Origin of the sequence: Massilia sp. GCM10023247 (assembly GCF_042653325.1) — a bacterium.
GTDB lineage: Bacteria > Pseudomonadota > Gammaproteobacteria > Burkholderiales > Burkholderiaceae_D > Telluria.
Map to the genome: position 1 here is coordinate 100,373 of NZ_JBHSIB010000005.1, position 24,331 is coordinate 124,703.

Below are 24,331 nucleotides of genomic sequence, written 5' to 3' on the forward strand. Positions count from 1 at the left end.
ATACCCTCATGCGTGCAGGGCGTTGGGGCACGGGGTGCCCCCAACGAGGGGCCGCCAACCCTTGGCTGTGTTATAGGGCGCCCAGTTTTTCCAGCCGATAGCCGTAGCTGTACACCGGGACCAGGCGGAAGCCGTTTTCCGGACGCAGGCTGAGCTTGTTACGCACGCGCGAGACGTGGGTGTCCATGGTACGCGACGGCACGGCCGTTTCGCGTACCCAGACGGCCTCGTGAATATAAGCGCGCGACAGCGGGCGGCCGATATTCCGGAAGAACAGCAGGGCCAGATAAAACTCTTTTTGGGTGACGTCGATGACGCTGCCGTCTTTTAAGAGGCGGCCCGGGCGGGTTTCGAAGACATACGGGCCGAACTGCAGCTGTTCGGTGCTGGTCTGGGTCGGATAGGCGCGCCGCAGCAGGGCCGAGACGCGCGCGACCAGTTCGCCGCGGCGCAGCGGCTTGACCACGTAGTCGTCGGCGCCGGCCAGCATGCCGGCCACGATGTCGTCCTCGGCCGAGCTGCCGACAAGGAACATGGCCGGGGCGTCGGGCGCCATCTTTTCCTTCGCGCGGCGCAGGATATCGGCCGCTTCGAGGTCGCCCGCCGGCCAATCCATGATCAGCAGATCGGTGCTGTCCTTGCGCATCTGGGCCAGCATGTCCTTGGCGTTGTCGAAGAATTGGCAGCTATGGCCAGCCGCACTGAGTACCTGGCAGATCAGTTCTGCTTGACTACGGTCATTATCGAGGACGGCTATTCTCATGGCGGGTGCGCAAGTGTTAAAGTCGTACTGTAGGATCACTCCTACAACGTTAAACTGACTATAACAGACTTTCACAAAATAATGCTACTCGTAAACTTCCATTTTTGATCGTCGGCGCTGGGTGGCATGCGCATAAAACGGCTTTTGATCGCGGCTAGCCCGGCAATTGCTCAATTTCGACAGTTTTCATTTGTAGGAATGTAACTCATCCAAATGAGGCTGAAATGCAACATTCGCGTCAAAAAAACAACATAATTTGACAACGGATTGGCGCAAAGGGCAAGCGCTTTGGCGCTGCGGGACAGGGAAGGCGGGGCGGCGCAGCGCCCATTTTGATCGATGAAATGACAACGGCAGTGCGGGGCACTGCCGTTGAGCAGTGGGGGCACTGCCGTTGAGCAGTGCGCGCAGCACTGCCGTCGAGTTCGAAGCGGGTGCCCGAACGGGCCGCGGATCAGGCGTCCGGCAGTACCACGTTCACTTCGAGTACTTCCAGGTTGCCCTGGCGGTCGAGCGACAGTTTGATGTCGTCCGCGTTGACCTTGGTGTACTTCGAAATCACCTCGATCAGTTCACGGTGCAGCGCCGGCAGGAAGTCGGGACCGGCGCGGTTGGTACGCTCGCGGGCGATGATGATCTGCAGCCGTTCCTTGGCTGCGTTGGCGCTCTTCTTCTTTTCGGGGAACAGGAATGAGAGCAGGGCCATGTCATTTCGCCCCAAAGATTCGCTGCAGCAAGCCAGGCTTTTCGTAGTTCGTAAAGCGCAGCGGGCGGTCTTCGCCGAGGAAGCGGGCAATCACGTCCTCGTAGGCTTCGGCCACGTCGGTCCCCTTGAAGTGGATCGCCGGATTGCCCTGGTTCGAGGCGTGCAGCACCGATTCCGATTCCGGGATGATGCCCAGCAGCGGGATGCGCAGGATTTCCTGCACGTCCTGGTAGGACAGCATTTCGTCGTTTTCGACGCGCTTCGGCGAATAACGGGTAATCAAGAGGTGTTCCTTGACCGGCTCGCCGCCGGTCTGGGCGCGGCGCGACTTGGCCTGGATGATGCCGAGGATGCGGTCGGAGTCGCGCACCGAGGACACTTCCGGGTTGGTCACGATCAGGGCCTCGTCGGCGAAGGTCAGCGCCATCAGGGCGCCGTGTTCGATGCCGGCCGGCGAATCGCAAATGATGAATTCGAAGCCCATCTTGACCAGCTCGTTCAGTACGCGCTCGACGCCGTCTTCCGACAGCGCTTCCTTGTCGCGCGTTTGCGAGGCCGGCAGGATGAACAGGTTGTCGCAGTGCTTGTCCTTGATCAGGGCCTGGTTCAGCGTCGCTTCGCCATTGATGACGTTGACGAGGTCGTAGACCACACGGCGTTCGCAACCCATGATCAGGTCGAGGTTACGCAGGCCGACGTCGAAGTCCAGCACGGCGGTCTTGTGGCCGCGCAGCGCCAGGCCAGTGGAAAAGCTCGCGCTCGAAGTGGTTTTGCCCACACCGCCCTTACCGGACGTCACAACAATAATTCTTGCCACAAAAGTGTCCTTTATCAGTAACTGGGAATAGCTGGCTTACATGCGGGTCGAAGCCGGAGTCAGCGATGATATATCGATTCGGTCGCCGACCAGCCTGATTTGCGCCGGCTGGCGTGCCAGCTCGGCCGGGAAGCCGTCGTCGAAGGTGCGGTAGACGCCGGCGATCGACACCAGTTCGGGTTCCAGCGCCAGGCCGAAAATGCGCGACTCGGCATTGCCGGACGCACCGGCCAGCGCCCGCCCATGCATCGGCGCATAGACGTGGATGCTGCCGTCGGCGATGATTTCGGCGCCATTGTTGACCACCGCCGTGACGATCAGGTCGCAGCCGCGCGCGTACACGCGCTGGCCGGCGCGCACCGGGGTGTCGACGATCAGGGCCGGCAAGGGCGCCTGCGCTTGCGGCGCCGGGACCTGCGCAGCCGGGGCCACCGGCACGATCGTCACCGCTGCGCTCGCCGCCGTGGCTGCCGCCACGTCCTCGCGGGCACGCTCGGCACCGGCGGCGCCGTCGTCGAGCGCCAGGCCGAGCGCCTTGACCGGACCTTCCATCTCCGCCGTCGCGCCGCGCACGGCGACCGCGTTCAGGCGGTATTTCTTGAGCAGGTCGACCAGCGCGCGCCAGTCGATGTAGGCGGTCCCGGCGGCGATGGCGCCAACGTCGATCACCGCGAATTCATCTTCGAAAAAGTCCGACGTGCCGCCGGTCATCTGCTTGAGCGCCGCATCGATCGCAATCGGGTCGCTCGAGTGCAGGATCGCCGAGATGGCGACGACCGTGGAGATCTTGATTTCGATGGGCAGGGAAGACGGGCTTTTCGACATGTAAACGGTTCAGGTTGGATTAGCCCGTGCATTCTACTGTGAAATTTGCTGAAATGGGCAGCAGTTCCCAATCATTCCTAAGGGCAATGGCGAACCGTTTCCAGTTCGGTATTTCGGCCGCGCTAGCTGGCGCAAAACCTGTTGTCAAGCCAGTGGAGATACGGGTTGTTTTCCATGAATAAGCTGATAAGATTGACTTCGCTCAAACGAAAACGCAGACGCGAAACCTAACATGCGAGGTTTCCGCCAGGCCGAATCGGCAGCCTGCACCCTATCCGGTGCACACTCCTATCGCCATCGCGCATACGAGCAGCATCACTGCCCTCAATCCTGGCCCAGCCAGTTACCGGAGAGAACACATGGAAGACGTCGTCATCGTAGCCGCCGGCCGCACCGCGGTCGGCAAATTCGGCGGGTCTCTCGCCAAGGTTCCCGCCGCCGAGCTCGGCGCGCAGGTAATCCGCCAGCTGCTTGCCCAAACCGGCATCGACCCGGCCACCGTCAGCGAAGTCATCATGGGCCAGGTGCTCACCGCCGGCGCCGGCCAGAACCCGGCGCGCCAGGCCGTCATCAAGGCCGGCCTGCCCGACATGGTGCCGGCCTACACCATCAATAAAGTCTGCGGCAGCGGCCTGAAAGCCACCCATCTCGCAACCCAGGCGATCCGCTGCGGCGACGCCAGCATCGTCATTGCCGGCGGCCAGGAGAACATGAGCGCCTCGCCCCACGTGCTGCCGAACTCGCGCGACGGCTTCCGCATGGGCGACGCCAAGCTGGTCGACACCATGATCGTCGACGGCCTGTGGGATGTGTACAACCAGTACCACATGGGCGTGACGGCCGAGAATGTTGCACGCAAGTACGACATCTCGCGCGCGGAGCAGGACGAGTTCGCGCTACAGTCGCAACTGAAGGCCGAGGCCGCCATGAAAGCAGGCAAGTTCAAGGACGAGATCATCCCGATCGAGATCCCGTCGAAAAAAGGCCCGGTGGTGTTCGATACCGACGAATACCCGAAGCTCGGCAGCACGATCGAGGCGCTGGCCAGCCTGCGCCCGGCCTTCAACAAGGAAGGCAGCGTCACGGCCGGTAACGCCTCCGGCCTGAACGACGGCGCCGCTGCCGTGATCATGATGAGCGCCTCGAAAGCGCGTGAACTGGGCCTGACCCCGCTGGCGCGCATCAAGGCCTATTCGTCCTCGGGCCTGGACCCGACCATCATGGGCATGGGCCCGGTATCGGCCTCGCGCCTGTGCCTGCAAAAGGCCGGCTGGACCCACGACGACCTCGACCTGATGGAAATCAACGAGGCCTTCGCGGCCCAGGCGGTCGCCGTCAACAAGGAAATGGGCTGGGATACGTCGAAGATCAACGTCAACGGCGGCGCGATTGCGCTCGGCCACCCGATCGGCGCGTCCGGCGCGCGCGTGCTGGTGACTTTGCTGCACGAAATGAAACGCCGCGACGCCAAGCGCGGCCTGGCCAGCCTGTGCATCGGCGGCGGGATGGGTGTGGCGCTGGCGGTCGAACGCGACTGATAACTGCTCTTATAAAAAAACGCTTTCCACGTACGTATCGGGGCCTTGAGAAAACGTAGCGAGCGGAAGGGGTGTTGCTCGAGAAGCGCAGCTGTACTCCTGTACAGCGAGCATCGCAGAGCGACACACCGACGCGCAGTAGGTTTATCAAGGCCCCCCACCAAAACAGGAGAAGACAAATGGCACGAGTAGCACTGGTAACGGGCGGCATGGGCGGCCTGGGCGAGGCGGTTTGCATTAAACTGGCGGCACTCGGATATACCGTCGTCACGACCCACTCGCCGGGCAATACCAAGGCCGAAAGCTGGCTGGCATCGATGCGCGAACAGGGCTATAACTTCAAGGCCTACCCGTGCGACGTGGCCGACTACGATTCGGCCCAGGCTTGCGTCAAGCAGGTCGAACAGGAAGTCGGCCCGGTCGACGTGCTGGTCAATAATGCCGGCATCACGCGCGACATGACGTTCAAAAAGATGGACAAGGTCAACTGGGATGCGGTCATCAAGACCAACCTCGATTCCGTGTTCAACATGACCAAACCGGTCTGCGACGGCATGGTCGAGCGCGGCTGGGGCCGCATCATCAACATCTCGTCGGTCAACGGCCAGAAGGGCGCCTTCGGCCAGACCAATTATTCGGCCGCGAAAGCCGGCATGCACGGTTTTACCAAAGCACTGGCGCTGGAAGTGGCGCGCAAGGGCGTGACCGTGAACACCATTTCGCCAGGCTATATCGGCACCAAGATGGTGATGGACATCCCAAGTGACGTGCTGGAAAGCAAAATCATCCCGCAGATCCCGATGGGACGCCTCGGCAAGCCGGAAGAAGTCGCCGGCCTGGTCGCTTACCTGTCCTCGGATGAAGCAGCCTTCGTTACTGGCGCTAACATCGCCATCAACGGCGGCCAGCACATGTACTGAGACGGGCGTTGCCCTATCCGAAAAAGCACTGCCGCGGCAGTGCTTTTTCATTTTTTCATTTTTTCATTTTTTCATTGATGGGACGCGAGGTCGGCTGCCTGCCGCTGCGCTCCGGACTCCTGCCGGCGCGCCAGGCAGCGCACCCGCGCACGGGAGCGTGCGCTGCGGCCGCCGTTTTTTTGTATCCTGAGGGCTGATCCACTTCGATGCTGCCCATGACCACCGATTCCCAAGCCGCCGTTCTCGTGATGCCGAGGGAACTGCGCTACGAGCATTTCATTCGCCGCGTTGCCGATACCGGCCGGGTATGGGGCCTCTACCGCGACGGCTGGGCCATCGGCAAGACCGACGATGGCGCCCTCGTGTTCCCGATGTGGCCGACCAGCGCGCTGGCGCAGCAATGCGCCGTGCTCGAATGGGCGGGCTATGTGCCACAGGAATTCGCGCTGCAGGAGCTGTTCGACGAATTGCTGCCCCAGCTCGAAGCCGACGGCATCCTGCCCGGCATTACCTATACGCCGGACGAGTACGGCCTGACCCCGGCGCACGACCAGTTGCGCAGCGACCTGCGCGCGCGCCAGCGCCAGCCCGGTGCCGGCCAGGGCGAGACCGGATAAAAAAGAAGAAAGAAACCCATGCACACCCTCCCGCACGACGGCCTGGCCCTGGCCGCCCTCGAAGAACAACTGCTGCAGCCCGGCATCAAAGGCTTGCCGATCACCGAGCCGCTGCGCCAGGGCGCGATCGGCGTGCAGGGCTGGAATGTGCTGCATGCCGACACCAGCTTCCCGGTCGCACTGCTGAAAACGGCGAGCCTGCTCCATAACCTGGACTGGATGCGGCGCTTTTGCGCGCGCCATCAAGTCACCCTGGCGCCGCACGGCAAGACGACGATGAGCCCGCAGCTGTTCGGCGCCCAGCTGGCCAACGGCGCCTGGGGCATCACGCTGGCCACGGCGACCCAGGTGCAGGTCGCGCACCGTTTCGGCGTGCGCCGCGTGCTGCTGGCGAACCAGCTGATTGCGAAGGCCGACATCCAGGCCGTGCTGGCGCTGCTGCACGGCGATCCCGATTTCGACTGCATCGTGCTGGCCGATTCGCTGGCCGGGGTGGCGCGCCTGGCGCAGGCGGTCGCCTTGCACCCTCTGGCGCGGCCCTTGCCCGTGCTGGTGGAACTGGGCCTGGCCGGCAAGCGCGCCGGTTGCCGCTCGCCCGAGGAAGCGATCACGGTCGCACGCGCCATCGCCGGGGCGCCGGGCCTGCTGCTGGCCGGTTTCGAGGGCTACGAAGGCTTGCTGGTGACGGACGACCGCGCGGCCGACCTGGCAGCGGTCGACGCCTTCCTGGCGCAATTGGTGGGGCTGGCGCGCAGCGCCGACGACGAAGGCCTGTTCACGGCCGGCGAGATCATCCTGTCGGCCGGCGGCTCCTCGTATTTCGACCTGGTGGCGCGCCAGCTTGGCCAGATGCGGGGCCAGGTCGATGGCTTGTCGCGGCCGGTGCGCGCGGTGCTGCGCAGCGGCTGCTATCTGACGAGCGACCACGGCACCTATCGGCGCCTGCTCAGGGAGCTGGACGAACGCGAAGGCGAGACCGATGGCCTGCGTCCGGCCCTCGAGGTGTGGGCGATGGTGCAATCGCGCCCCGAACCGGCGCTGGCCATTTTAGGCATGGGCAAGCGCGATGCCTCCTACGACGCCGACCTGCCGCTGCCGCTGCTGTACCACCGGCCCGGTCCCGGCACGCCGCACCGGCTGCCGGAAGGCTGCGCGATCGTCAAGCTGAACGACCAGCATGCCTACCTGCGCCTGCCGGAGGGGCACCCGCTGTGCACCGAGCTGGCCGTGGGCGACCTGGTCGGCTGCGGCATTTCGCATCCCTGCACCACCTTCGACAAGTGGCCGCTGCTGCTGGCGGTGGACGACGATTACCACGTGCGCGGGGCAATCAATACCTGCTTCTGAAAGCAGGGGGCGGTAAGCTACAATCCTTGCTCGAACTTCAAGAGAGCCGCCATGCCTGCCACTCCGCCGTCGCTGTTCCCGCCGATTCAACCGATTCGCCACGGCATGCTTGCCGTCGACGAGCTGCACACGATCTATTGGGAAGAGGTAGGCAACCCGCGCGGCATCCCGGTGCTGTTCCTGCACGGCGGGCCGGGCGCCGGCCTCTCGCCCCAGCACCGGCGCTTCTTCGATCCGCAGGCCTACCGCATCATCCTGTTCGACCAGCGCGGCGCCGGCAAGTCCACCCCGCTGGGCGAGTGGCGCAACAACACCACCCAGCTGCTGATCGAGGACATCGAACGCCTGCGCGCGATGTTCGCCATCGAGCGCTGGCTGGTCTTCGGCGGCTCCTGGGGCTCGACGCTGGCGCTGGCCTATGGCCAGGCCCATCCCGAACGCTGCCTCGGCTTCGTGCTGCGCGGGATCTTCCTGTGCACGCCGGCCGAAGTCGACTGGTTCCTGCATGGGGTCCAGTGGTTCTATCCCGAGCTGTACGAAGAATTCATCGCGCCCATCCCGCCGGCCGAACGCGACAACCTGCTGCAGGCCTACACCCGCCGCCTGCTGTGCGACGACCCCGACGTGTATTGGCCGGCGGCACGCGCCTGGAGCCGCTTCGAGGGCCGCCGCGTGTTCCTGCTGCCGCAGGACGAGGAGCAGCCGTCCGACACGCTCGACCTCGGCGTGGGCCGCCTGGAGGCGCATTACATGGCCAACGGCGCTTTCCTGTCGGACGACCAGCTGGTGCGCAATATCGGGCGCATCAATCACCTGCCCGCCGTCATCGTGCAGGGCCGCTACGACGTGATCTGCCCGCCCTTGTCGGCGCACCGGCTGCATGCGGCCTGGCCCGGCGCGAAGCTGCGCATGGTGCCCGACGCCGGCCACGGCGCACTCGAACTGGGCATCGCGCGCGCCCTGGTCGGCGCGACCGAAGCGTTCAAGCGCCACGGCCGTTTCGATTGAGGCCGCGGCAAGTCCGGCATCGCCAGAGCGGGCTGCTACACTATGCCTGACACATCTACTATGCCAAACAACGTGTTTTCATGAATATCCAGATTAGCGACATCGGCCACATGATCCAGCTGGCGATCGCGCCCGTGTTCCTGCTGACGGGCGTGGCGACCAAGCTGACGGTGCTGACCAATCGCCTGGCGCGCATCATCGACCGCACCCGCGTGCTCGAAGACCGCCTGCGCATCGCCGCCAACGACGAGTACACCAAGGAAGTCGAAGTGCTGTACACCCGCTCGCACCTGATCAACTACGCGATCACCTCGAGCACGGCCTGCGGCTTCCTGGTCTGCCTCGTGATTGCGATGCTGTTCCTGGGCGACAGCGCCAACATCAGGCTCGACCAGTACATTGCCGCCTCCTTCGTGCTGGCGATGCTGGGCCTGATCTTCAGCTTCGTGTTTTTCCTGCGCGAGATTTTCATTTCCTCGCGCTTCATGCGCATGCAGCACGACGGCACCCTGGCGCCGGGCCAGCGCCGCACCTAACCACTGACATCGGGTTTCACATGCAAGACTACCAGCGCCCTCCCACCCTGCACCTGTACGGCATGCGCCACGAGCTCGAACAGGCGCTCGCTGCCGGACAGTTCCGGCTCGTCCCCGGCAACGGTTTCCTCACCCTGTCGTTCTCGCGCGTATTCAGCAAGAACCTGTTCGAGGTGCTCGGCCCTGCCGACTGCTGCCTGGTGATCCACAACACCGAGCTGTTCGGCGAGCGCCTGCACCGCGCCGTGCAGCGCGCGCTGCCGAACTGGGCCGGCATCGACGGCGCCGTCGAATACGGCAGCCGCTCGCCGCTGGGCGCCGCCTTTACTCAGACCGCGGCCCAGGCCCAGGAACAGGAATGGCGCTTCGCCTGGCGCTCGCTGTCGCCGGGCGCCAGCCTGAATCCGGTGACCGTACGCATCGGCAGCATCGAACAGTTCGCGGAACTGCGCGCGCCCGAAAGTCACCTGGTCTGAGGTAGGGTGGTCGGCTCCACCCGGTAACATGCATGGAGGCGACTTGTGTGCCGCCCACGCGTTCAACCGGCTCATGAAACTTCGCGTCAGTCCATGCAGGGATTGAACGCGTGGGCGGCATGACTGTCGCTGGCAGATCCGGCATCCGGGTCGAGCCGCCCACCCTACGCGTTTTTAGAACCACCGCTCCACGGATTTCACGGCGTATTTCCACGATAATGCCGTGATGAACAACACCGCCTACCCCCACCTGCTGCGTCCCCTCGACCTGGGATTCACCACGCTCAAGAACCGCGTGATCATGGGCTCGATGCACACCGGGCTCGAAGACCGCTTCTACAACTACGGCAAACTGGCCGCCTTCTATCGCGAACGCGCCGCCGGCGGTGTCGGCCTGATCGTCACCGGCGGCATTTCCCCGAACCGGCAGGGCTGGCTGCTGCCCTTTGGCGGTACCCTGAATTTCATCGGCGACGTGCCGAACCACCGGCGCGTCACCCGCGCGGTGCACGAGGAGGGCGGCAAGATCCTGATGCAGATCCTGCACGCGGGCCGCTACGGCTATCAGCCGTTCGTCGTCTCGGCGTCTCCCGTGAAATCGCCGATCTCAAAATTCAAGCCGAAGCAACTGAGCGAAGCCGGCATCGAGTCGACCATCCGCGCCTACGTGCGCTGCGCCAGCCTGGCGAAACTGGCCGGCTACGACGGCGTCGAGGTGATGGGCAGCGAGGGCTACCTGCTGAACCAGTTCCTGTGCGCGCGCGTCAACCAGCGTCTTGACCGCTGGGGCGGCGCGATCGAGAACCGGATGCGCCTGGCCGTCGAGGTCGTGCGGCGCATCCGCGCGGCCGTCGGCCCTGACTTCATCATCATGTACCGCCACTCCGTGCTCGACCTGGTCGAAGGCGGCAACACCTGGGACGAAGTGGCGACGGTGGCGCGCGCCCTGGAGGCGGCCGGGGTCACCATCCTCAATACCGGCTACGGCTGGCACGAGGCGCGGGTGCCGACCATCGTCACCTCGGTGCCGCGCGCGGCCTTTGCCAGCGTGGCGGGCCGCCTGAAACGCGAAGTCGGCATCCCGGTGGTGGCCTCGAACCGGATCAACATGCCGGGCGAGGCGGAAGCCGTGCTGGCGCGCGGCGACGCCGACATGGTGTCGATGGCGCGCCCCTTCCTGGCCGACCCGGACTTCGTCGCGAAAACCGCGGCCGGCCGCGTCGACGAGATCAACACCTGCATCGGCTGCAACCAGGCCTGCCTCGACCACACTTTCGCCAACAAGCGCGCCAGCTGCCTGGTCAATCCGCGCGCCTGCCATGAGACCGAACTGGTGTATGCGAAAACGGCCAGGCCGCGCCGCATCGCCGTGGTCGGCGCCGGGCCGGCCGGGCTGTCGGCGGCCACCGTCGCCGCCGAGCGCGGCCATGCGGTGACGCTGTTCGAAGCGTCGGATGGCGTCGGCGGCCAGTTCAGGGTCGCCATGCAGATCCCCGGCAAGGAGGAATTCGCCGAGACGATCCGGTATTTCGCGCGCAAGCTGGAAACGACTGGGGTCGAGGTCAAGCTGAACCGGCGCGTCACGCGCGAGGAACTGCTGGCCGCCGGATTCGACGACGTGATCGTCGCCACCGGCGTGCGCGTGCGCATGCCGGCCATTCCCGGTATCGAGCATCCGAAGGTGCTGTCCTATCTCGACGTCCTGCGCGACAAGGCGCAGGTCGGCAAGCGGGTGGCGATCATCGGCGCCGGCGGCATCGGGTTCGATACCGGAGAGTATTTGCTGCACGATCCGGCCCACCCCTTGCCGCTGCCGCTCTCGAACTGGACGGCGGAATGGGGCGTGGACCTGGCGGCGACGGTCGAGGGCGGCCTGGTCAAGCCGACGCCGGCGCCGCCGTACCGGCAACTGTACCTGTTGCAGCGCAAGAGCACGCGGCCGGGCGCCGGCCTCGGCAAAACCTCGGGCTGGGTGCACCGGGCCGCCCTGGTGCGCGGCGGCGTGCAGATGCTGGCGGGCGTGCAGTACGACCGGATCGACGACGCCGGCCTGCACATTACCGTCGGCGGCGCGGCGCGCCTGCTGGAAGTGGACAACGTGGTGGTCTGCGCGGGGCAGGAGAGCCTGGACGAGCTGACGCCCGGCACAGTAAGCGCAGGGAAGGGCGCCAGCCCGGCCTTCCACAAGATCGGCGGCGCCGTACTGGCTGCCGAGCTCGACGCCAAGCGCGCGATCCGGGAAGGCGCGCAGCTGGCGGCGCGCCTGTAAGGCGGGCGCGGCAGGTATCGTGCCCCTGCCTGCCGCGATCGGTCCTCAGTAATTCAGGCGCAAGAAGATGTTGCGGTGGTACTCGTTAATGTAACGCAGCAGGAAATACTGGAAATACAGGATCGAGAAGATTTCCATCGTTTCCTCGAGCGTGACCATGACCATGAAGGCAAAGTCGCGCACCCCCTTGGTCAGTACCACGTGGTGGCCTTCGATGGTTTCGAAACCCATCGCCCCGAACACGAAGGCCGCGCCGGCCAGTGCGAAGTGGATCATGTAGATCTTCTTCAGGCGCAGCAAGAACGGAATGAAATAGATCGCCAACACGACCAGCAGCGCCGCGATCGGCACCGTCCAGGCCACGGTCAGCAGGGGGACGCCTTCGAATCCGGAGCCGGAGATGCCTTTGACGGCGCGTGCCAGGATTTGGCGCAGGTCGGCGAATTCGTCGACCGACATGAACAGGAAGCCCGCGGCCAGGATGCGCCAGGCATGGCCTTGCTTGCCGCGGTTGGCCGTTTCCAGCCGGGCGATCGCAAACAGCAGCGCGGATGTCAGCAGCAGGTTCAAGGACGAAAAATAGGTGGGGACGTTGTGCTCTTCATAGAAATCGAAGAGCGGTACCAGGCCGAAGACGGTGTCCTTGCCTGCACCATATTTCAGCACCATGGCCGCGCAATGGGCCAGCACCAGCAGCAGGGCCACGGCGACGAGTTTGCGGTGGACGCCGTACAGCTGGGCCGGTCCGACGACAACCTGACGTCCATCGGCAAACAGCGCCTGCTTCTCCATCATTTCTCCCATGACTTGTCCCCTCTGTAAATATTGGTTTTTAGTCTTTCATCTTAGCAGAAACTATGTACATTATTTCAACAAATTTCTCAGCAGTACGCAGTGTTGGTTGCGCCGTAGCGACACAAACGGCGGGAAATAAAAAAAAGCCGTTTCCAGGCTGTGCCAGCCCTGGAAACGGCCATTAGCCGTGTAGAAAAAACGAACTAAACAGTAATGATCTAATGCGTTTTTATTTCTTGCGCACCACAACGCAGCCGATCGAATAGCCGGCGCCGAACGAGCAGATCACGCCGTGGGCGCCCGCCGCCAGATCGTCTTGGTACTTGTGGAAGGCGATGATCGAGCCGGCCGAGGAGGTGTTGGCATAGGTGTCGAGGATTACCGGCGCTTCGTTCGGCTCGGCGTCGCGCCCGAGCAGGGTGCGCGCGATCAAGAGGTTCATGTTCAGGTTCGCCTGGTGCAGCCAGTAGCGCGCCACCTGGCCGATCTCCAGCCCGGCGCCGTGCACCGTGTCGCGGATCATCTCGGCGGCCATCGGACACACTTCCTTGAACACCTTGCGGCCTTGCTGGCGGAACAATTTGTCGTCCTGGCCCACGCCCGACTCGTCGAAGCGGTTCATGAAGCCGAAGTTGTTGCGGATGTTGTTCGAGAACTTGGTTTTCAGTTTCGATTCGAGGATCTCGAACTGGTGCGCGCTCACGGCCGTGTCGGCCGCTTCGATGACGATTGCGGTGCAGGCGTCGCCGAAGATGAAATGGCTGTCGCGGTCGCGGAAATTCAGGTGGGCGCTGGTGATTTCGGGATTGAGCACCAGCACGGCGCGCGCCTGGCCGGTCTGGACCGCCGCCATCGCGGTCTGGATGCCGAAAGTCGCCGACGAGCAGGCCACGTTCATGTCGAAGCCGTAGCCGTCGATGCCGAGCGCTTCCTGCACCTCGACCGCCATTGCCGGGTAGGGGCGCTGCATGTTCGACGCCGCCACCAGCACCATGTCGATATCGCTGGCGACGCGCCCGGCGCGCTCGAGCGCCTCACGCGCGGCGGCAACGCAGATTTCCGCCTGCAGCGACAGTTCGTCGTCGCGGCGCTCGGCGATGCGCGAGGTCATGCGGCTTGGGTCGAGGATGCCCTCCTTTTCCATCACATAGCGCGATTTGATGCCGGAGGCTTTTTCGATGAACGCGCTGCTCGACGGTTCGAGGGCGGTCGCGGTGCCTGCGGCGATCGCGTCGGCGTGCTCGGCGTTATGCAGCTCGACGTAGGCGTTGAACGCCGTCACCAGCTCGTCGTTCGAGATGGAATACGGAGGCGTAAACAGGCCGGTGCCGCTGATGACGACAGGTTTCATGGTTGGACTTTCAAAGGAGATAAGGGGGGATTCCCCGGCGAATGACGGCGATTCTACACAATCGGGCCGCCCCTGGGAATTGTCGGGGAGACCATCCTGACCCTGCCCAATGTCCGCTTGCCGTCAGTGCCGGCGCGCCAGCGCCTGCCCGGTTTGACCCTTCGACAGCTGGACCGGTTCGCCCTTCAGGTGCCTGAGCGCCTGCGCCAGCTGGAAGTCGCCGGCGCTGCCGTAGTCGAGCGGCTTGCTGGCGCGCGCCGCGTCGAGCAGGGCCATCTGCGCCTCGATGTCGTCCGGGCGCGTCTTTTTTTCCTGCCCGCCGTCGCCCGACAGATGGCGCTGGAGGTCGGCCTCGCGCAGGCGCAGGGCGTTCAGGCCGTCGTTGTCGACGTTCTCGTCGACGGCGAAATCGGGCACGATGCCGCGTGCCTGGATCGAGCGCCCGCTCGGCGTGTAATAGCGCGCGGTAGTGAGCTTGACGGCGGCATCGCGTCCGATCGGGCGGATCGTCTGCACCGAGCCCTTGCCGAAGGTCTGGCTGCCGACGACGACGGCGCGCTTGTGGTCCTGGAGGGCGCCGGCGACGATTTCCGAGGCCGAGGCCGATCCGGTATTGACCAGCACCACCAGCGGCAGCGTCTTGAACAGCTGCGGCACCACCGCCAGCGGGTCGCGTCCGCTGCGCAGCATGTAGTGCTCGGGGCGGCCATAGTAGCGGGCGCGCATTTCGGGCAGCTGGCCATTGGTCGACACGATTTCGACGCCCTCGGGCAGGAAGGCGGCGGCGACGCCGATCGCACCCTGCAGCAGGCCGCCGGGGTCGTTGCGCAGGTCGAGCACCAGGCCTTTCAGCTGCGGCTCCTTGCGCGCCAGTTCGGCCAGTTTATTCGCCATGTCGTCGACCGTCGGCTCCTGGAACTGGGCGACGCGCAGCCAGCCGTAACCGGGCTCGACGATTTTTGCCTTGACGCTTTTCTGCACGATTTCCTGGCGCTCGACGACCAGCACCAGCGGCTGCGGCGCGCTGGCGCGCGCAATGGTGAGCGTGACCCGGGTGCCGGGCGTGCCGCGCATGCACTTGACCGCTTCCTCGAGGCCGAGCCCGCGCACATCATGACCGTCGATGCGCACGATCAGGTCGCCCGCCTGGATGCCGGCGCGCTCGGCCGGCGAGTCTTCCATGGGCGTGACGATTTCCACATAGCCCTCGTCGCTTTCCCCGATCTCGATGCCGAGCCCGACGAACTTGCCCTCGGTACCTTCGCGCAGTTCGCGGTAGGCGACCGGGTCGAGGTAGGCCGAGTGCGGGTCGAGCGAGTCGACCATGCCGGTGATGGCGTCGGTCAGCAGCTTGCTGCCCGCGACCGGCTCGACGTAGTCGGACTGGATGATGTCGACCACCTTCGCCAGCTGCTGCAATTGGTCGAGCGGCATGCTCGGCTCGACCGGTTTATAGGCGAGCGCGGAAAACTGCATCGTGACGGCGACGCCGGCGACGACGCCGATGGCGAGCAGGCCGGTGTTCTTGAGAGTGGAAGCCATAGGTTCTGGTGGCGGCGGCGGGAGCCGCCTGGGCACGCATGAGGTAGCGCGCAATCAGTATAAACCCGAATCGGACAGGCCCGTGCCGGCACTGCCGCAAACCGGCGCCAGATTCGGGGCAGATAGCGGCGGATGTAAAGCCGCTTGTACGTCCCGTAAGTAATTGTAAGAGTCGGGACGGCGGCGCAGGACCGACCCTATAGTCGATCACAGATTTTCTCTCTCCACTCCTCAGCAGTGGTTTCGCCCGCGGCCCCCTGTCGTGGGCTTTTTTTTGCCTTGCAGCGGCTGTGACGAGGCCGTTCGGGACGATTGATTTTTGCAACATTCCCTCTCGACGGATGGGCTCGGATCGGGCATGCTTGCAGGATGCCTGCACGCCGCGCTGGGCACGATCCGTCTGTAAAGACGAGTGTTGACGCGGTCCGGGCCAGTGACACAATCCTGTTGGCGCATGGGCAGAACCTGTTTGCCCGCTGCGCGTTTTCTATCGGCAAACGAGGACTTCCCTTGAAACGTACCCTTCTGAGCACCCTGATCCTGTCCGCAGTCGCGGCCTTCGCCCATGCAGGCGACACCGCGCCGCAAGCGGCCAAGCCGGCCCAGCCAATTTCCGGCATCGACACCCAGTACATCGACGCTTCGGTGCGCCCGCAGGACGACTTCTTCACCCACCTGAACGGCAAGTGGCTGAAGGCCACCGAGATCCCGGCCGACAAGTCGAGCTTCGGCACCTTCATGCAGCTGCGCGACGACAGCCAGGCGCACCTGCGCGAGATCATCGAGGCCGCGCAAAAGGATCCGTCGAAGAAGGCCGGCACCGACGTCCAGAAGATCGGCGACCTGTACGCCAGCTTCATGGACGAGGCACGCCTGGAAACCCTGGGCGTGAAGCCGCTGGCCGGCGAACTGCAGCGCATCCGCACCCTGAAGGACAAGAAGGGCGTGCCGCAGCTGGTGGCGCACCTCTCGAAAATCGGCGTCGCCACGCCCTACGGCATCCGGGTCGGCCAGGATGCGCGCGCCTCCACCAAATACGCGACCTACATCGGCCAGGGCGGCCTGGGCATGCCCGACCGCGACTATTACCTGAAGCTCGACGACAAGCGCATGCTCGACGCCCGTACCAAGTACGAAGCGCACGTGGCGAAAATCCTGACCCTGGCCGGCGAGAAGAACGCCGCCGCGCAAGCGAAAGCCATCGTCGACTTCGAAACCGAACTGGCCAAGGTGCAGTGGACCAAGGTCGAGAACCGCGACCCCGTTAAACGCTATAACAAGATGAGCGTGGCCGAGCTGGCGGCGCTGACCCCGGGCTACGACTGGAACGCGGCGCTGGCCGCCGCCGGCGTCGGCAACAAGCTGGACTACGTGATCGTCGCCCAGCCGAGCTACCTGACCGGTTTTAACCAGGCGCTGGCCAAGACCGACCTGGCGACCCTGAAGTCGTATTTCGAATGGCAGCTGCTGCGCGAATACTCGCCTTACCTGTCGAAGGAATTCGTCGACGCCAACTTCGCCTTCTACGGCACCACGCTGACCGGCACCACCGAAAACCGTCCGCGCTGGAAGATCGGCGTGTCGATCGTCGAAGGCGCGCTGGGCGAGGCCGCAGGCCGCCAGTATGTCGCCAAGTACTTCCCGGCCGAGCGCAAGGCGCGCATGGAAGAGCTGGTGAAAAACGTCACCGCCGCCTACAAGCAGAGCATCGACGAACTCGACTGGATGACCCCGGCCACCAAGGTCGAAGCCCAGGCGAAACTGGCCAAGTTCGTGCCGAAGGTCGGCTACCCGAACAAGTGGCGCGACTACTCGAAGCTGAGCATCCGCAAGGATGACCTGGTGGGCAACGTCAAGCGCGCCTCCGAATTCGCCTACAACCGCAACATCGCCAAGCTCGGCAAGCCGATCGACCGCGAAGAGTGGGGCATGACGCCGCAGACCGTGAACGCCTATTACAGCAGCTCGATGAACGAGATCGTGTTCCCGGCCGCGATCCTGCAGCCGCCGTTCTTCGACATGCGCGCCGACGACGCCGTCAACTACGGCGCCATCGGCGCCGTGATCGGCCACGAAATCGGCCATGGCTTCGACGACAAGGGCAGCCAGTCCGACGGCGACGGCAACCTGCGCGACTGGTGGACCAAGGAAGACCGCGACGCCTTCCAGAAGCGCGCCGACATGCTGGTCAAGCAGTACAACGGCTACAGCCCGCTGCCTGGCTATAACGTCAACGGCGAACTGACCCTGGGCGAAAACATCGGCGACCTGTCCGGTCTCGCGATTGCCTATAAGGCCTACAAGATCTCATTGAAAGGCAAGCCGGCGCCGGTGATCGACGGCCTGACTGGCGACCAGCGCTTCTTCATGGGCTTCGGCCAGGTATGGCGCAGCAAAATGCGCGAAGCGCAGCAGATCGTGCAAGTAAAAACCGATCCGCACTCGCCGGGCCAGTTCCGCGCCAACGGCACCGTGATGAATCACCCTGCCTTCTACGAGGCCTTCGGTGTGAAGGAAGGCGACAAGATGTATCTGGCGCCGGAAAACCGCGTCAAGATCTGGTAAAGTCATCGACCGGCCGGGCAAACGGCGTGGACATGCAGACGTATGCATGTCATGCAGATGCCCGGCCGGCCGGTGCACCTCGCTACCCCGAGCCGGCGCCATGAGCGCCGGTTTTTCATCCGGTCGACCCACATCACGGACAAAGAGAGACATGAAAAAACAATATCTGCTGAGCGCATTGACGCTGGCACTGGTGGCCAGCGTGGCCCAGGCCGAACCCGCATCCGGCGCCGCGGCGGCTACCGCCAAGAGCACCAAAGCGCCCGTTCTTTCCTCCGGCATCGCCACCGAATTCATCGAATCGTCGGTGCGCCCGCAGGACGATTTTTTTGAATACCTGAACGGCAAGTGGCTCAAAACCGTCGAGATCCCGGCCGACAAGTCGAGCTGGGGCTCGTTCGCCAAGCTGCGCGACGACACGCTGCCGCAACTGCGCGGCATCATCGAGCGCGCAGCAAGCGACCAGAACGCCGCCGCCGGCAGCGAAACCCGCAAGATCGGCGACCTGTATGCCAGCTACATGGACGAAGCGCGCCTCGAGCAACTGGGCATCACTCCCCTGAACGCCGAGCTGGCGAAGATCGCCGCCATCAAGGACAAGGCCGAACTGCCGGCCCTGCTGGCGCGCTACGTCAAGCTCGGCCTGGACGTGCCGGTCGTGTTCTACATCCACCAGGATGCCAAGGATTCGACGAAATACGTGGCCGACCTGTACCAGGCCGGCCTGGGCATGCCGGACCGCGACTATTACCTGAAGACGGACGACGCAAAACTGGCCGACGCGCGCGCCAAATATGGCCAGCACGTCGAGAAGATGCTGGGCATGGCCGGCGACAAGAACGCCGCCGCCAACGCCAAGGCGATCCTCGCCTTCGAGACCGAGATCGCGCGCGCGCAATGGACCAAGGTCGAGAACCGCGACCCGGTGAAAACCTATAACAAGGTCGAGCTGGCCAAGCTGGCCGAACTGGCCCCCGGCTTCGATTGGAAGGCCTGGCTGGACGGCGCCGGCATCAGCGGCAAGACCTCCTACGTCATCGTCAGCCAGCCGACCTACCTGAAGGGATTTGCGGAGCTGGCGAACAAGACTTCGCTCGAGACCTGGAAGGCGTATCTGCAGATGCACATGATCGACGCCTATGCCGCCTACCTGTCGAAGGCGTTTGTTGACCAGCGCTTCGCCTTCTACGGCACCACGCTGTCGGGCGCGCCGCAGAACGAACCGCGCTGGAAGCGCGGCGTCGGCGTGGTCGAGCGCAGCCTGGGCGAAGCGGTCGGCAAGCAGTACGTCAAGGAGCACTTCCCGGCCGAGCGCAAGGCGAGAATGGAAAAGCTGGTGGCGAACCTGCTGGCGGCCTACAAGGACTCGATCAACACCCTCGACTGGATGAGCCCGGCAACCAAGAAGGAAGCGCAGGCGAAACTGGCCAAGTTCACCCCGAAGATCGGCTACCCGAACAAGTGGAAGGACTACGCGGCGCTCGAGGTCAAGCGCGACGACCTGGTCGGCAACGTGATGCGCTCGCGCGAAGTCGAGTACAACCGCGAACTGAACAAGCTCGGCAAACCGATCGACCGCGACGAGTGGGGCATGACGCCGCAGACGGTGAACGCCTACTACAACCCGGAGCTGAACGAAATCGTGTTCCCGGCCTCGATCCTGCAGCCGCCGTTCTTCGACGCGAATGCCGACGACGCGGTCAATTACGGCGGCATCGGCGCCGTGATCGGCCACGAGATCAGCCACGGCTTCGACGACCAGGGCGCCCAGTACGACGGCAACGGCAACCTGCGCGACTGGTGGAGCCCGTCGGACCATAAGAACTTCAAGGCCAAGACCAAGATGCTGGTCGACCAGTACAGCGCCTACAGCCCGCTGCCTGGCTACAACGTCAACGGCGAACTGACCCTGGGCGAAAACATCGCCGACAATTCCGGTCTCGCCATCGCCGCGAAAGCCTACAAGATCTCGCTGAAGGGGAAAAAGGCGCCGGTGATCGACGGCCTCACCGGCGAACAGCGCCTGTACATGGGCTGGGCGCAGGTCTGGCGCACCAAGATGCGCGAGCCGGCGCAGATCGCCCAGGTCAAGACCGACCCGCACTCGCCGGGCCAGTTCCGCGCCAACGGCACCCTGAAAAACCAGCCGGGTTTCTATGAAGCCTTCAAGGTCAAGCAGGGCGACAAGATGTACCTGGCGCCGAAGGACCGCGTGATCATCTGGTAAGCAGCCGCTAGCCGGCCTGCCATGCAGGAAGCCCCGCCAATTTGATTGGCGGGGCTTTTTTTTACCCATATGGTCGCACCCGCAGACATGAAAAAAGCCGGAGGGTCGCCCCTCCGGCTTTCGGTTTTTTCGTTGCAGCTTAGCGCGGCACGATGGCGAACTGCGCACCCCTCGAGTAGATGGGTTTCACTGGACGTGCCTCGAACCGGGTCCAGGCGCTGATACCGCGGGCGCCGGCGAAAGTCGCGGCGTAGGCCAATGCGGGCTGCATGTTGGCCGGGTAGCCCATCGCCGAGGTGGCATAGCCGTCCATCTCGCCGATCTTGATACCGAGCGCTGCCGCCATTTCGGCGCTGCCGCAAGCGAGCGTCATATAGTCGACTTCGCTGGCCTTGAACGCTTCGGCGATGGTGGTGTACAGCGGGCTGGTGGCAGTGGCGCGCACCGACATCTTGTACATTGCGCTGCCGACCCAGCAAGTACCGTCGCCGATCATGCGCTCGATCGGGAAGGTGGCTTTCCATTGCAGCAGCGGAAGCGCCTTGGTGTAGCCCAGCTCGACGGTGAGGCCCAGGGCCGAGGTAAAGAAATCGTCCTGCCAGGGCGCGACGCCGGTATCGCCGCTGTACACGATGGCCGAAGCGTTGGAAAGCACGCCCAGTGCGTTGGCGCCGGCGCCGCCGTTCAGGTAATTCGCGTTGTACCAGTCGAGGTTGCTCGTCAGGATGCGGTTGAAATGCTCCTTCAGGCGATCGTTGTCCGGCGTGATATAGGCCGCCTGGGCCAGCGTACGCAGGCTCCATGCCTGGCCGCGCACCTGCTGGCGCTCGAGCAGGCCCTGGATGTTCTTGCGGTAGCCAGGGTTGGTAGAGAAAACGTTCCACATCGACCAGAACTGGAGCTCTTCCAGATGATAATAGTCGCCGGTCACCAGGTAGGGCAGGTAGGCCAGGTTCGGCTGGTGCGCCGAGTCGTGCTGGAACGGGGTGGCGCACACGGTTTTCGGGCAGCTCGGGAAGGCCTCGTACTGTTTCGTGACCTTGTTATACGTATCGCCGCGGGTGCCCAGGATGGTCATGTACGGGTAGTCAATCAGGCTGATGGGGCGACCGGTGTTCTTGTCGCGGTAGTGCATCGACCAGGTGCCGGCCAGGTCGGCGGTGCCGAGGGTCGCATCCTTGGCGCGCGGATCCATGCTCAACAGGTAGCTCGCCGCCCAGCTCGGCAGCAGGCCGATGTCGTCGCGCCCGCCGGTGCCAGGCATGGCCTTGGCTGCCAAGCCGACGTTCATCGGCTCGGTCACGATGCCGCTGAACCTGGTCTTGATCTCGGCCAGCTCGGCTTCGGCGATCTTGACGTTCTGGTCGTAGTTCGGCACGGCGCGGCTGGCGATCAGGTAAGCCGTGTTGTGCTTGACATAAGCCTGGCCGGCGTCACCGCCCCACCAGAACATCTTGCGCCAGCGGGCGTGGTGCAGGTGGTTCAGGGCCGGCTTCGAGTACACGACGGCGCCGCGCACCATGACCTGGGCATCATAGGTGATGTTTTGCGGGTCCGGCTCGTAGGCCCAGGCGTTTTCGATGGTGACGTCGACGCGCGCCTTCTTGATGGCGTCATACCAGCGGATCGCAAAGCGCGCGGTCAGGTGCGGATGTTCGACGCCATCGGGCGTCGACAGCGGGGCCGAGACATGCCACTCGTTGGCGACCGCGCCCGACAGCCAGGTTTGATAGGCGCTACCGGTCTTGATCAGGTCATCGGCCGAGACGTTGTAGCGGACGCCGTTGATGGTCGCCTGCACGGACGCGCTGAAACTATTCGCCAGCAGGACTTGCGGGCCCAGGCCGGCAGCGCGCGGTGCATTCGATTTCATCAGCGACAGGGTGCGGCTTTCGCCTGCGGCCAGGTTCGGCACGATGCCCGAGACCACTGCGTGACGCACCGAACCGTCGGGGTGGGTGGCCTTGACGTCGATCTGCAGCGGCACGCTGGTACCATTGTCGAGCTTGCCCACCAGCGAATCGGCCGGCATCAGGTGGCCTGCCGCGAATACCTGGCCGAAGGTGACCGGCAGGTTGGCCTGGGCGCTGGCGCTGGTGTTTTCGACGCGGACATCGGTAACGACGCCGAACACGCTGTAGGGCGTCTCGGTGGTGGTCGAAGGCGTGCCGGGTTCGGAGACGGTCGTCAGCGGGGCAACCGGATCGATCGCGGTCGGCGCCGAGGTGACGCTGCCGATGATCGGCGAGGTCGCGACCGGGGTGCTGCCGGCAACCGGCAAAGGCTGGCCGGCGGGCGTGGCGGCCGCGACGGCAGGAGCCGCCGGGCTGGCCGAGTGCGTCGTGGCAAGGCCGGCGTCCGCGCCGCCGCCACCGCCGCCGCAGGCGACGAGGGTCGTGCCGAATGCCGCGATTGCGGCAATTCGCATTGCAAAATTCTGGAGTGGGAGGTTCATGGCAGTCTTCAGGGAAGTTACTGTGGGGAATAAATTATTGCCCCAAGGAATTTCTGAAGGTTACGCCAAAGCAAGATTATGGAACAGGAAAATCAAGACCGCTGTTCAAGATTTCGTCCAAATACAACGTAATATTGTCGAGTTTTTTACGAATATTATTCGCTATGAAAGGGAGTTGTCTTTTATTTATTTTCCGTTTGCTCCTGGACGAGAAATAAAAAAACCGCCCCGGAGGGCGGTTTTGCAGCCATGAAGATGATCGCGATCAACGCGCGGCGGCGACCATGAAGTCGACTGCGGCCTTGACGTCGGCATCCGGTGCGCTCGAGCCGCCTTTTGGCGGCATCATGCCGGCTTTGCCCTGGAAGCCTTTGATGGCGTGTTCGTACAGGACCGCAGTGCCTTGCTTGATGCGCGGCGCCCAGTTGGCCTTGTCGCCCATTTTCGGGGCACCGGCGATGCCGGCGCCGTGGCAGGCGATGCAGGCGCTGTTGTAGAGCGCCTTGCCGGCGTCCGCACTCGCGAGCGCCGGTGCGGCGGCCGCTGCCGGCGCAGGTGCCGGTGCAGCCGCTGGCGTGGCCGCGCTGGCCGGCGCACTCGGGGCGGCGCTGGCCGGGGTGCCGGCGACCGGGGAGGCCGTCGCCGCATTCGCGGCAGCCGGAGCGGCCGCTACCTCGGTACCGGCAGCCGCTGCAGCCGGGGCGGCTGCAGGCGCAGCCGGTTCCTTGAACGAGGCGCCGCTCTGGTTGGCCATGTAGACCACGGCGCGTTCGACTTCGAGATTGTCCAGGTCCGGGTTGCCGCCCTTGGCCGGCATGGCGCGAATGCCTTCGATCGCGTGCTTGATCAGGGTGTCGTAGCCTTGCGCCAGGCGCGGGCCCCAGTCGGCGGCGACGCCGGTCTTCGGCGCGCCGGCAGCGCCGGTGCCGTGGCAGGCGGCGCAGACGGCCGTGTAGACGGCACCGCCCGCTTGCAGGACCTTCGGCGCATTCGCGTCATGCAAGGTAAAACCTTCCTCGGCCACCGGGCGCAGGCGCGCCGCGACCGCATCCGGCGCCATGCTGTTGGTGCCGGCGCCTTCGACCTTGTCGCTGGTGACGAAGACCACCAGCAGGATGATGCCGATAACGATTACCAGGAAGAATCCTGCGACTACACCAATCAGTTGCTTGGGCGTCCGGATAAACGATTGTTCATTGTGTGCGTCGCTCATGATTTCCTTAATACGATTAAAAAAACCTGCTACCCGGCGTTTGTACTTCCTGCATGACTTTTTGCAAAGGGCGCCAGTCGGCGATTATAGTCTCAAAAGATTCCTTATGGCACATGCATTCTGAAGGAGTACGAGCTTTCCATGGACGCCGGGCGCGAAAGACGGTATCCTTCGCATCGCTCAGGCGTTTATGCTTGGGCTCCTCGCAGTTCCCCGTGCGGCTGTAGCTCAGTGGATAGAGTATTGGCCTCCGAAGCCAAGGGTCGCTGGTTCGATCCCAGCCAGCCGCACCACCCGACGACACCCTTCGTTCCTCGTTACGATTCCCGACCTATCGGTATTGCCCGCTGCGCGGCGTGCA

20 protein-coding genes and 1 tRNA gene are annotated in these 24,331 nt (G+C 64.2%); 12 read left to right on the top strand and 9 right to left on the bottom strand.

The annotated features are described in order from the left end of the window. Positions 1–70: 70 nt before the first annotated feature. The 4 genes from ACFPAH_RS01905 to minC form a co-directional block, all read right to left on the bottom strand. Positions 71–763: a response regulator transcription factor gene (locus ACFPAH_RS01905; protein ID WP_379739791.1), complete on the bottom strand. Its 693-nt coding sequence runs from the start codon at positions 761–763 to the stop codon at positions 71–73. Positions 764–1,217: 454 nt separating this feature from the next. Continuing rightward, on the bottom strand, positions 1,218–1,469 hold the full coding sequence (gene minE, locus ACFPAH_RS01910) for a cell division topological specificity factor MinE (protein WP_379739794.1): 252 nt from the start codon (positions 1,467–1,469) through the stop codon (positions 1,218–1,220). Position 1,470: 1 nt separating this feature from the next. Continuing rightward, positions 1,471–2,286 (bottom strand): septum site-determining protein MinD, encoded by an 816-nt coding sequence (minD, locus tag ACFPAH_RS01915; RefSeq protein ID WP_379739797.1) that lies wholly within the window; start codon positions 2,284–2,286, stop codon positions 1,471–1,473. Positions 2,287–2,322: 36 nt separating this feature from the next. After that, complete coding sequence (gene minC / locus ACFPAH_RS01920) at positions 2,323–3,111, bottom strand: septum site-determining protein MinC (protein ID WP_379739800.1); 789 nt, start codon at positions 3,109–3,111, stop codon at positions 2,323–2,325. A 359-nt stretch (positions 3,112–3,470) separates the two neighbouring features. Between minC and ACFPAH_RS01925 the strand changes: the two genes are divergently transcribed. The 8 genes from ACFPAH_RS01925 to ACFPAH_RS01960 all read left to right on the top strand — a co-directional run bounded on the left by ACFPAH_RS01925 (position 3,471) and on the right by ACFPAH_RS01960 (position 11,822). After that, positions 3,471–4,649, top strand: coding sequence for an acetyl-CoA C-acetyltransferase (locus ACFPAH_RS01925; RefSeq protein ID WP_379739803.1), 1,179 nt, complete (start codon positions 3,471–3,473; stop codon positions 4,647–4,649). A 179-nt stretch (positions 4,650–4,828) separates the two neighbouring features. Continuing rightward, entirely contained in the window at positions 4,829–5,569 is a 741-nt protein-coding gene (gene phbB / locus ACFPAH_RS01930; RefSeq protein ID WP_379739807.1) for an acetoacetyl-CoA reductase, read from the top strand. A gap of 215 nt (positions 5,570–5,784) precedes the next feature. Next, on the top strand, positions 5,785–6,186 hold the full coding sequence (locus ACFPAH_RS01935) for a DUF2750 domain-containing protein (RefSeq protein ID WP_379739810.1): 402 nt from the start codon (positions 5,785–5,787) through the stop codon (positions 6,184–6,186). A gap of 18 nt (positions 6,187–6,204) precedes the next feature. Next, the gene (locus ACFPAH_RS01940; protein WP_379739813.1) at positions 6,205–7,533 is read left to right on the top strand and encodes an amino acid deaminase; all 1,329 of its coding nucleotides are present in this window, start codon (positions 6,205–6,207) and stop codon (positions 7,531–7,533) included. A 51-nt stretch (positions 7,534–7,584) separates the two neighbouring features. Further along, positions 7,585–8,541: a prolyl aminopeptidase gene (gene pip, locus ACFPAH_RS01945; protein ID WP_379739816.1), complete on the top strand. Its 957-nt coding sequence runs from the start codon at positions 7,585–7,587 to the stop codon at positions 8,539–8,541. A gap of 80 nt (positions 8,542–8,621) precedes the next feature. Next, a complete protein-coding gene (locus tag ACFPAH_RS01950; protein ID WP_379739818.1) occupies positions 8,622–9,077 on the top strand; it encodes a DUF2721 domain-containing protein in 456 nt (151 codons plus the stop codon). 20 nt (positions 9,078–9,097) lie between these two features. Next, on the top strand, positions 9,098–9,553 hold the full coding sequence (locus ACFPAH_RS01955; RefSeq protein WP_379739821.1) for a hypothetical protein: 456 nt from the start codon (positions 9,098–9,100) through the stop codon (positions 9,551–9,553). A 226-nt stretch (positions 9,554–9,779) separates the two neighbouring features. Next, positions 9,780–11,822, top strand: a complete 2,043-nt coding sequence (locus ACFPAH_RS01960) for an FAD-dependent oxidoreductase (RefSeq protein WP_379740231.1) — start codon at positions 9,780–9,782, stop codon at positions 11,820–11,822. Positions 11,823–11,867: 45 nt separating this feature from the next. Here the strand turns inward: ACFPAH_RS01960 and ACFPAH_RS01965 are convergent, their stop codons facing one another. From ACFPAH_RS01965 to ACFPAH_RS01975, 3 genes are all read right to left on the bottom strand, one after another. Further along, the gene (locus ACFPAH_RS01965) at positions 11,868–12,626 is read right to left on the bottom strand and encodes a hypothetical protein (RefSeq protein WP_379739824.1); all 759 of its coding nucleotides are present in this window, start codon (positions 12,624–12,626) and stop codon (positions 11,868–11,870) included. A gap of 220 nt (positions 12,627–12,846) precedes the next feature. Beyond that, positions 12,847–13,968 (bottom strand): beta-ketoacyl-ACP synthase III, encoded by a 1,122-nt coding sequence (locus ACFPAH_RS01970; protein WP_379739826.1) that lies wholly within the window; start codon positions 13,966–13,968, stop codon positions 12,847–12,849. 123 nt (positions 13,969–14,091) lie between these two features. After that, entirely contained in the window at positions 14,092–15,510 is a 1,419-nt protein-coding gene (locus ACFPAH_RS01975; protein ID WP_379739829.1) for a S41 family peptidase, read from the bottom strand. Positions 15,511–16,020: 510 nt separating this feature from the next. On the opposite strand from ACFPAH_RS01975, the gene ACFPAH_RS01980 reads away from it, so the two are divergent. Both ACFPAH_RS01980 and ACFPAH_RS01985 read left to right on the top strand, forming a co-directional pair. Continuing rightward, the gene (locus ACFPAH_RS01980; RefSeq protein ID WP_379739832.1) at positions 16,021–18,075 is read left to right on the top strand and encodes a M13 family metallopeptidase; all 2,055 of its coding nucleotides are present in this window, start codon (positions 16,021–16,023) and stop codon (positions 18,073–18,075) included. Positions 18,076–18,226: 151 nt separating this feature from the next. Then, a complete protein-coding gene (locus tag ACFPAH_RS01985; protein ID WP_379739835.1) occupies positions 18,227–20,302 on the top strand; it encodes a M13 family metallopeptidase in 2,076 nt (691 codons plus the stop codon). Positions 20,303–20,441: 139 nt separating this feature from the next. Here the strand turns inward: ACFPAH_RS01985 and ACFPAH_RS01990 are convergent, their stop codons facing one another. Beyond that, positions 20,442–22,730, bottom strand: coding sequence for a hypothetical protein (locus tag ACFPAH_RS01990; RefSeq protein ID WP_379739838.1), 2,289 nt, complete (start codon positions 22,728–22,730; stop codon positions 20,442–20,444). 25 nt (positions 22,731–22,755) lie between these two features. Here ACFPAH_RS01990 and ACFPAH_RS01995 point away from each other — a divergent pair, with 25 nt between their 5' ends. Further along, positions 22,756–23,010: a hypothetical protein gene (locus ACFPAH_RS01995; RefSeq protein WP_379739841.1), complete on the top strand. Its 255-nt coding sequence runs from the start codon at positions 22,756–22,758 to the stop codon at positions 23,008–23,010. 12 nt (positions 23,011–23,022) lie between these two features. Here ACFPAH_RS01995 and ACFPAH_RS02000 read toward each other — a convergent pair whose 3' ends face one another. Then, positions 23,023–23,970, bottom strand: a complete 948-nt coding sequence (locus ACFPAH_RS02000; protein ID WP_379739844.1) for a c-type cytochrome — start codon at positions 23,968–23,970, stop codon at positions 23,023–23,025. 217 nt (positions 23,971–24,187) lie between these two features. On the opposite strand from ACFPAH_RS02000, the gene ACFPAH_RS02005 reads away from it, so the two are divergent. Then, positions 24,188–24,263: transfer RNA gene (locus tag ACFPAH_RS02005), tRNA-Arg, on the top strand. Positions 24,264–24,331: the final 68 nt, after the last annotated feature.

Coding starts and splice junctions, on each gene's coding strand:
- ACFPAH_RS01905 (WP_379739791.1), bottom strand. CDS start 763: ATGAGAATAGCCGTCCTCGATAATGACCGTAGTCAAGCAGAACTGATC.
- minE (WP_379739794.1), bottom strand. CDS start 1,469: ATGGCCCTGCTCTCATTCCTGTTCCCCGAAAAGAAGAAGAGCGCCAAC.
- minC (WP_379739800.1), bottom strand. CDS start 3,111: ATGTCGAAAAGCCCGTCTTCCCTGCCCATCGAAATCAAGATCTCCACG.
- ACFPAH_RS01925 (WP_379739803.1), top strand. CDS start 3,471: ATGGAAGACGTCGTCATCGTAGCCGCCGGCCGCACCGCGGTCGGCAAA.
- phbB (WP_379739807.1), top strand. CDS start 4,829: ATGGCACGAGTAGCACTGGTAACGGGCGGCATGGGCGGCCTGGGCGAG.
- ACFPAH_RS01935 (WP_379739810.1), top strand. CDS start 5,785: ATGACCACCGATTCCCAAGCCGCCGTTCTCGTGATGCCGAGGGAACTG.
- ACFPAH_RS01940 (WP_379739813.1), top strand. CDS start 6,205: ATGCACACCCTCCCGCACGACGGCCTGGCCCTGGCCGCCCTCGAAGAA.
- pip (WP_379739816.1), top strand. CDS start 7,585: ATGCCTGCCACTCCGCCGTCGCTGTTCCCGCCGATTCAACCGATTCGC.
- ACFPAH_RS01950 (WP_379739818.1), top strand. CDS start 8,622: ATGAATATCCAGATTAGCGACATCGGCCACATGATCCAGCTGGCGATC.
- ACFPAH_RS01955 (WP_379739821.1), top strand. CDS start 9,098: ATGCAAGACTACCAGCGCCCTCCCACCCTGCACCTGTACGGCATGCGC.
- ACFPAH_RS01960 (WP_379740231.1), top strand. CDS start 9,780: ATGAACAACACCGCCTACCCCCACCTGCTGCGTCCCCTCGACCTGGGA.
- ACFPAH_RS01965 (WP_379739824.1), bottom strand. CDS start 12,626: ATGGGAGAAATGATGGAGAAGCAGGCGCTGTTTGCCGATGGACGTCAG.
- ACFPAH_RS01970 (WP_379739826.1), bottom strand. CDS start 13,968: ATGAAACCTGTCGTCATCAGCGGCACCGGCCTGTTTACGCCTCCGTAT.
- ACFPAH_RS01975 (WP_379739829.1), bottom strand. CDS start 15,510: ATGGCTTCCACTCTCAAGAACACCGGCCTGCTCGCCATCGGCGTCGTC.
- ACFPAH_RS01985 (WP_379739835.1), top strand. CDS start 18,227: ATGAAAAAACAATATCTGCTGAGCGCATTGACGCTGGCACTGGTGGCC.
- ACFPAH_RS01990 (WP_379739838.1), bottom strand. CDS start 22,730: ATGCGAATTGCCGCAATCGCGGCATTCGGCACGACCCTCGTCGCCTGC.
- ACFPAH_RS01995 (WP_379739841.1), top strand. CDS start 22,756: ATGGCAGTCTTCAGGGAAGTTACTGTGGGGAATAAATTATTGCCCCAA.
- ACFPAH_RS02000 (WP_379739844.1), bottom strand. CDS start 23,970: ATGAGCGACGCACACAATGAACAATCGTTTATCCGGACGCCCAAGCAA.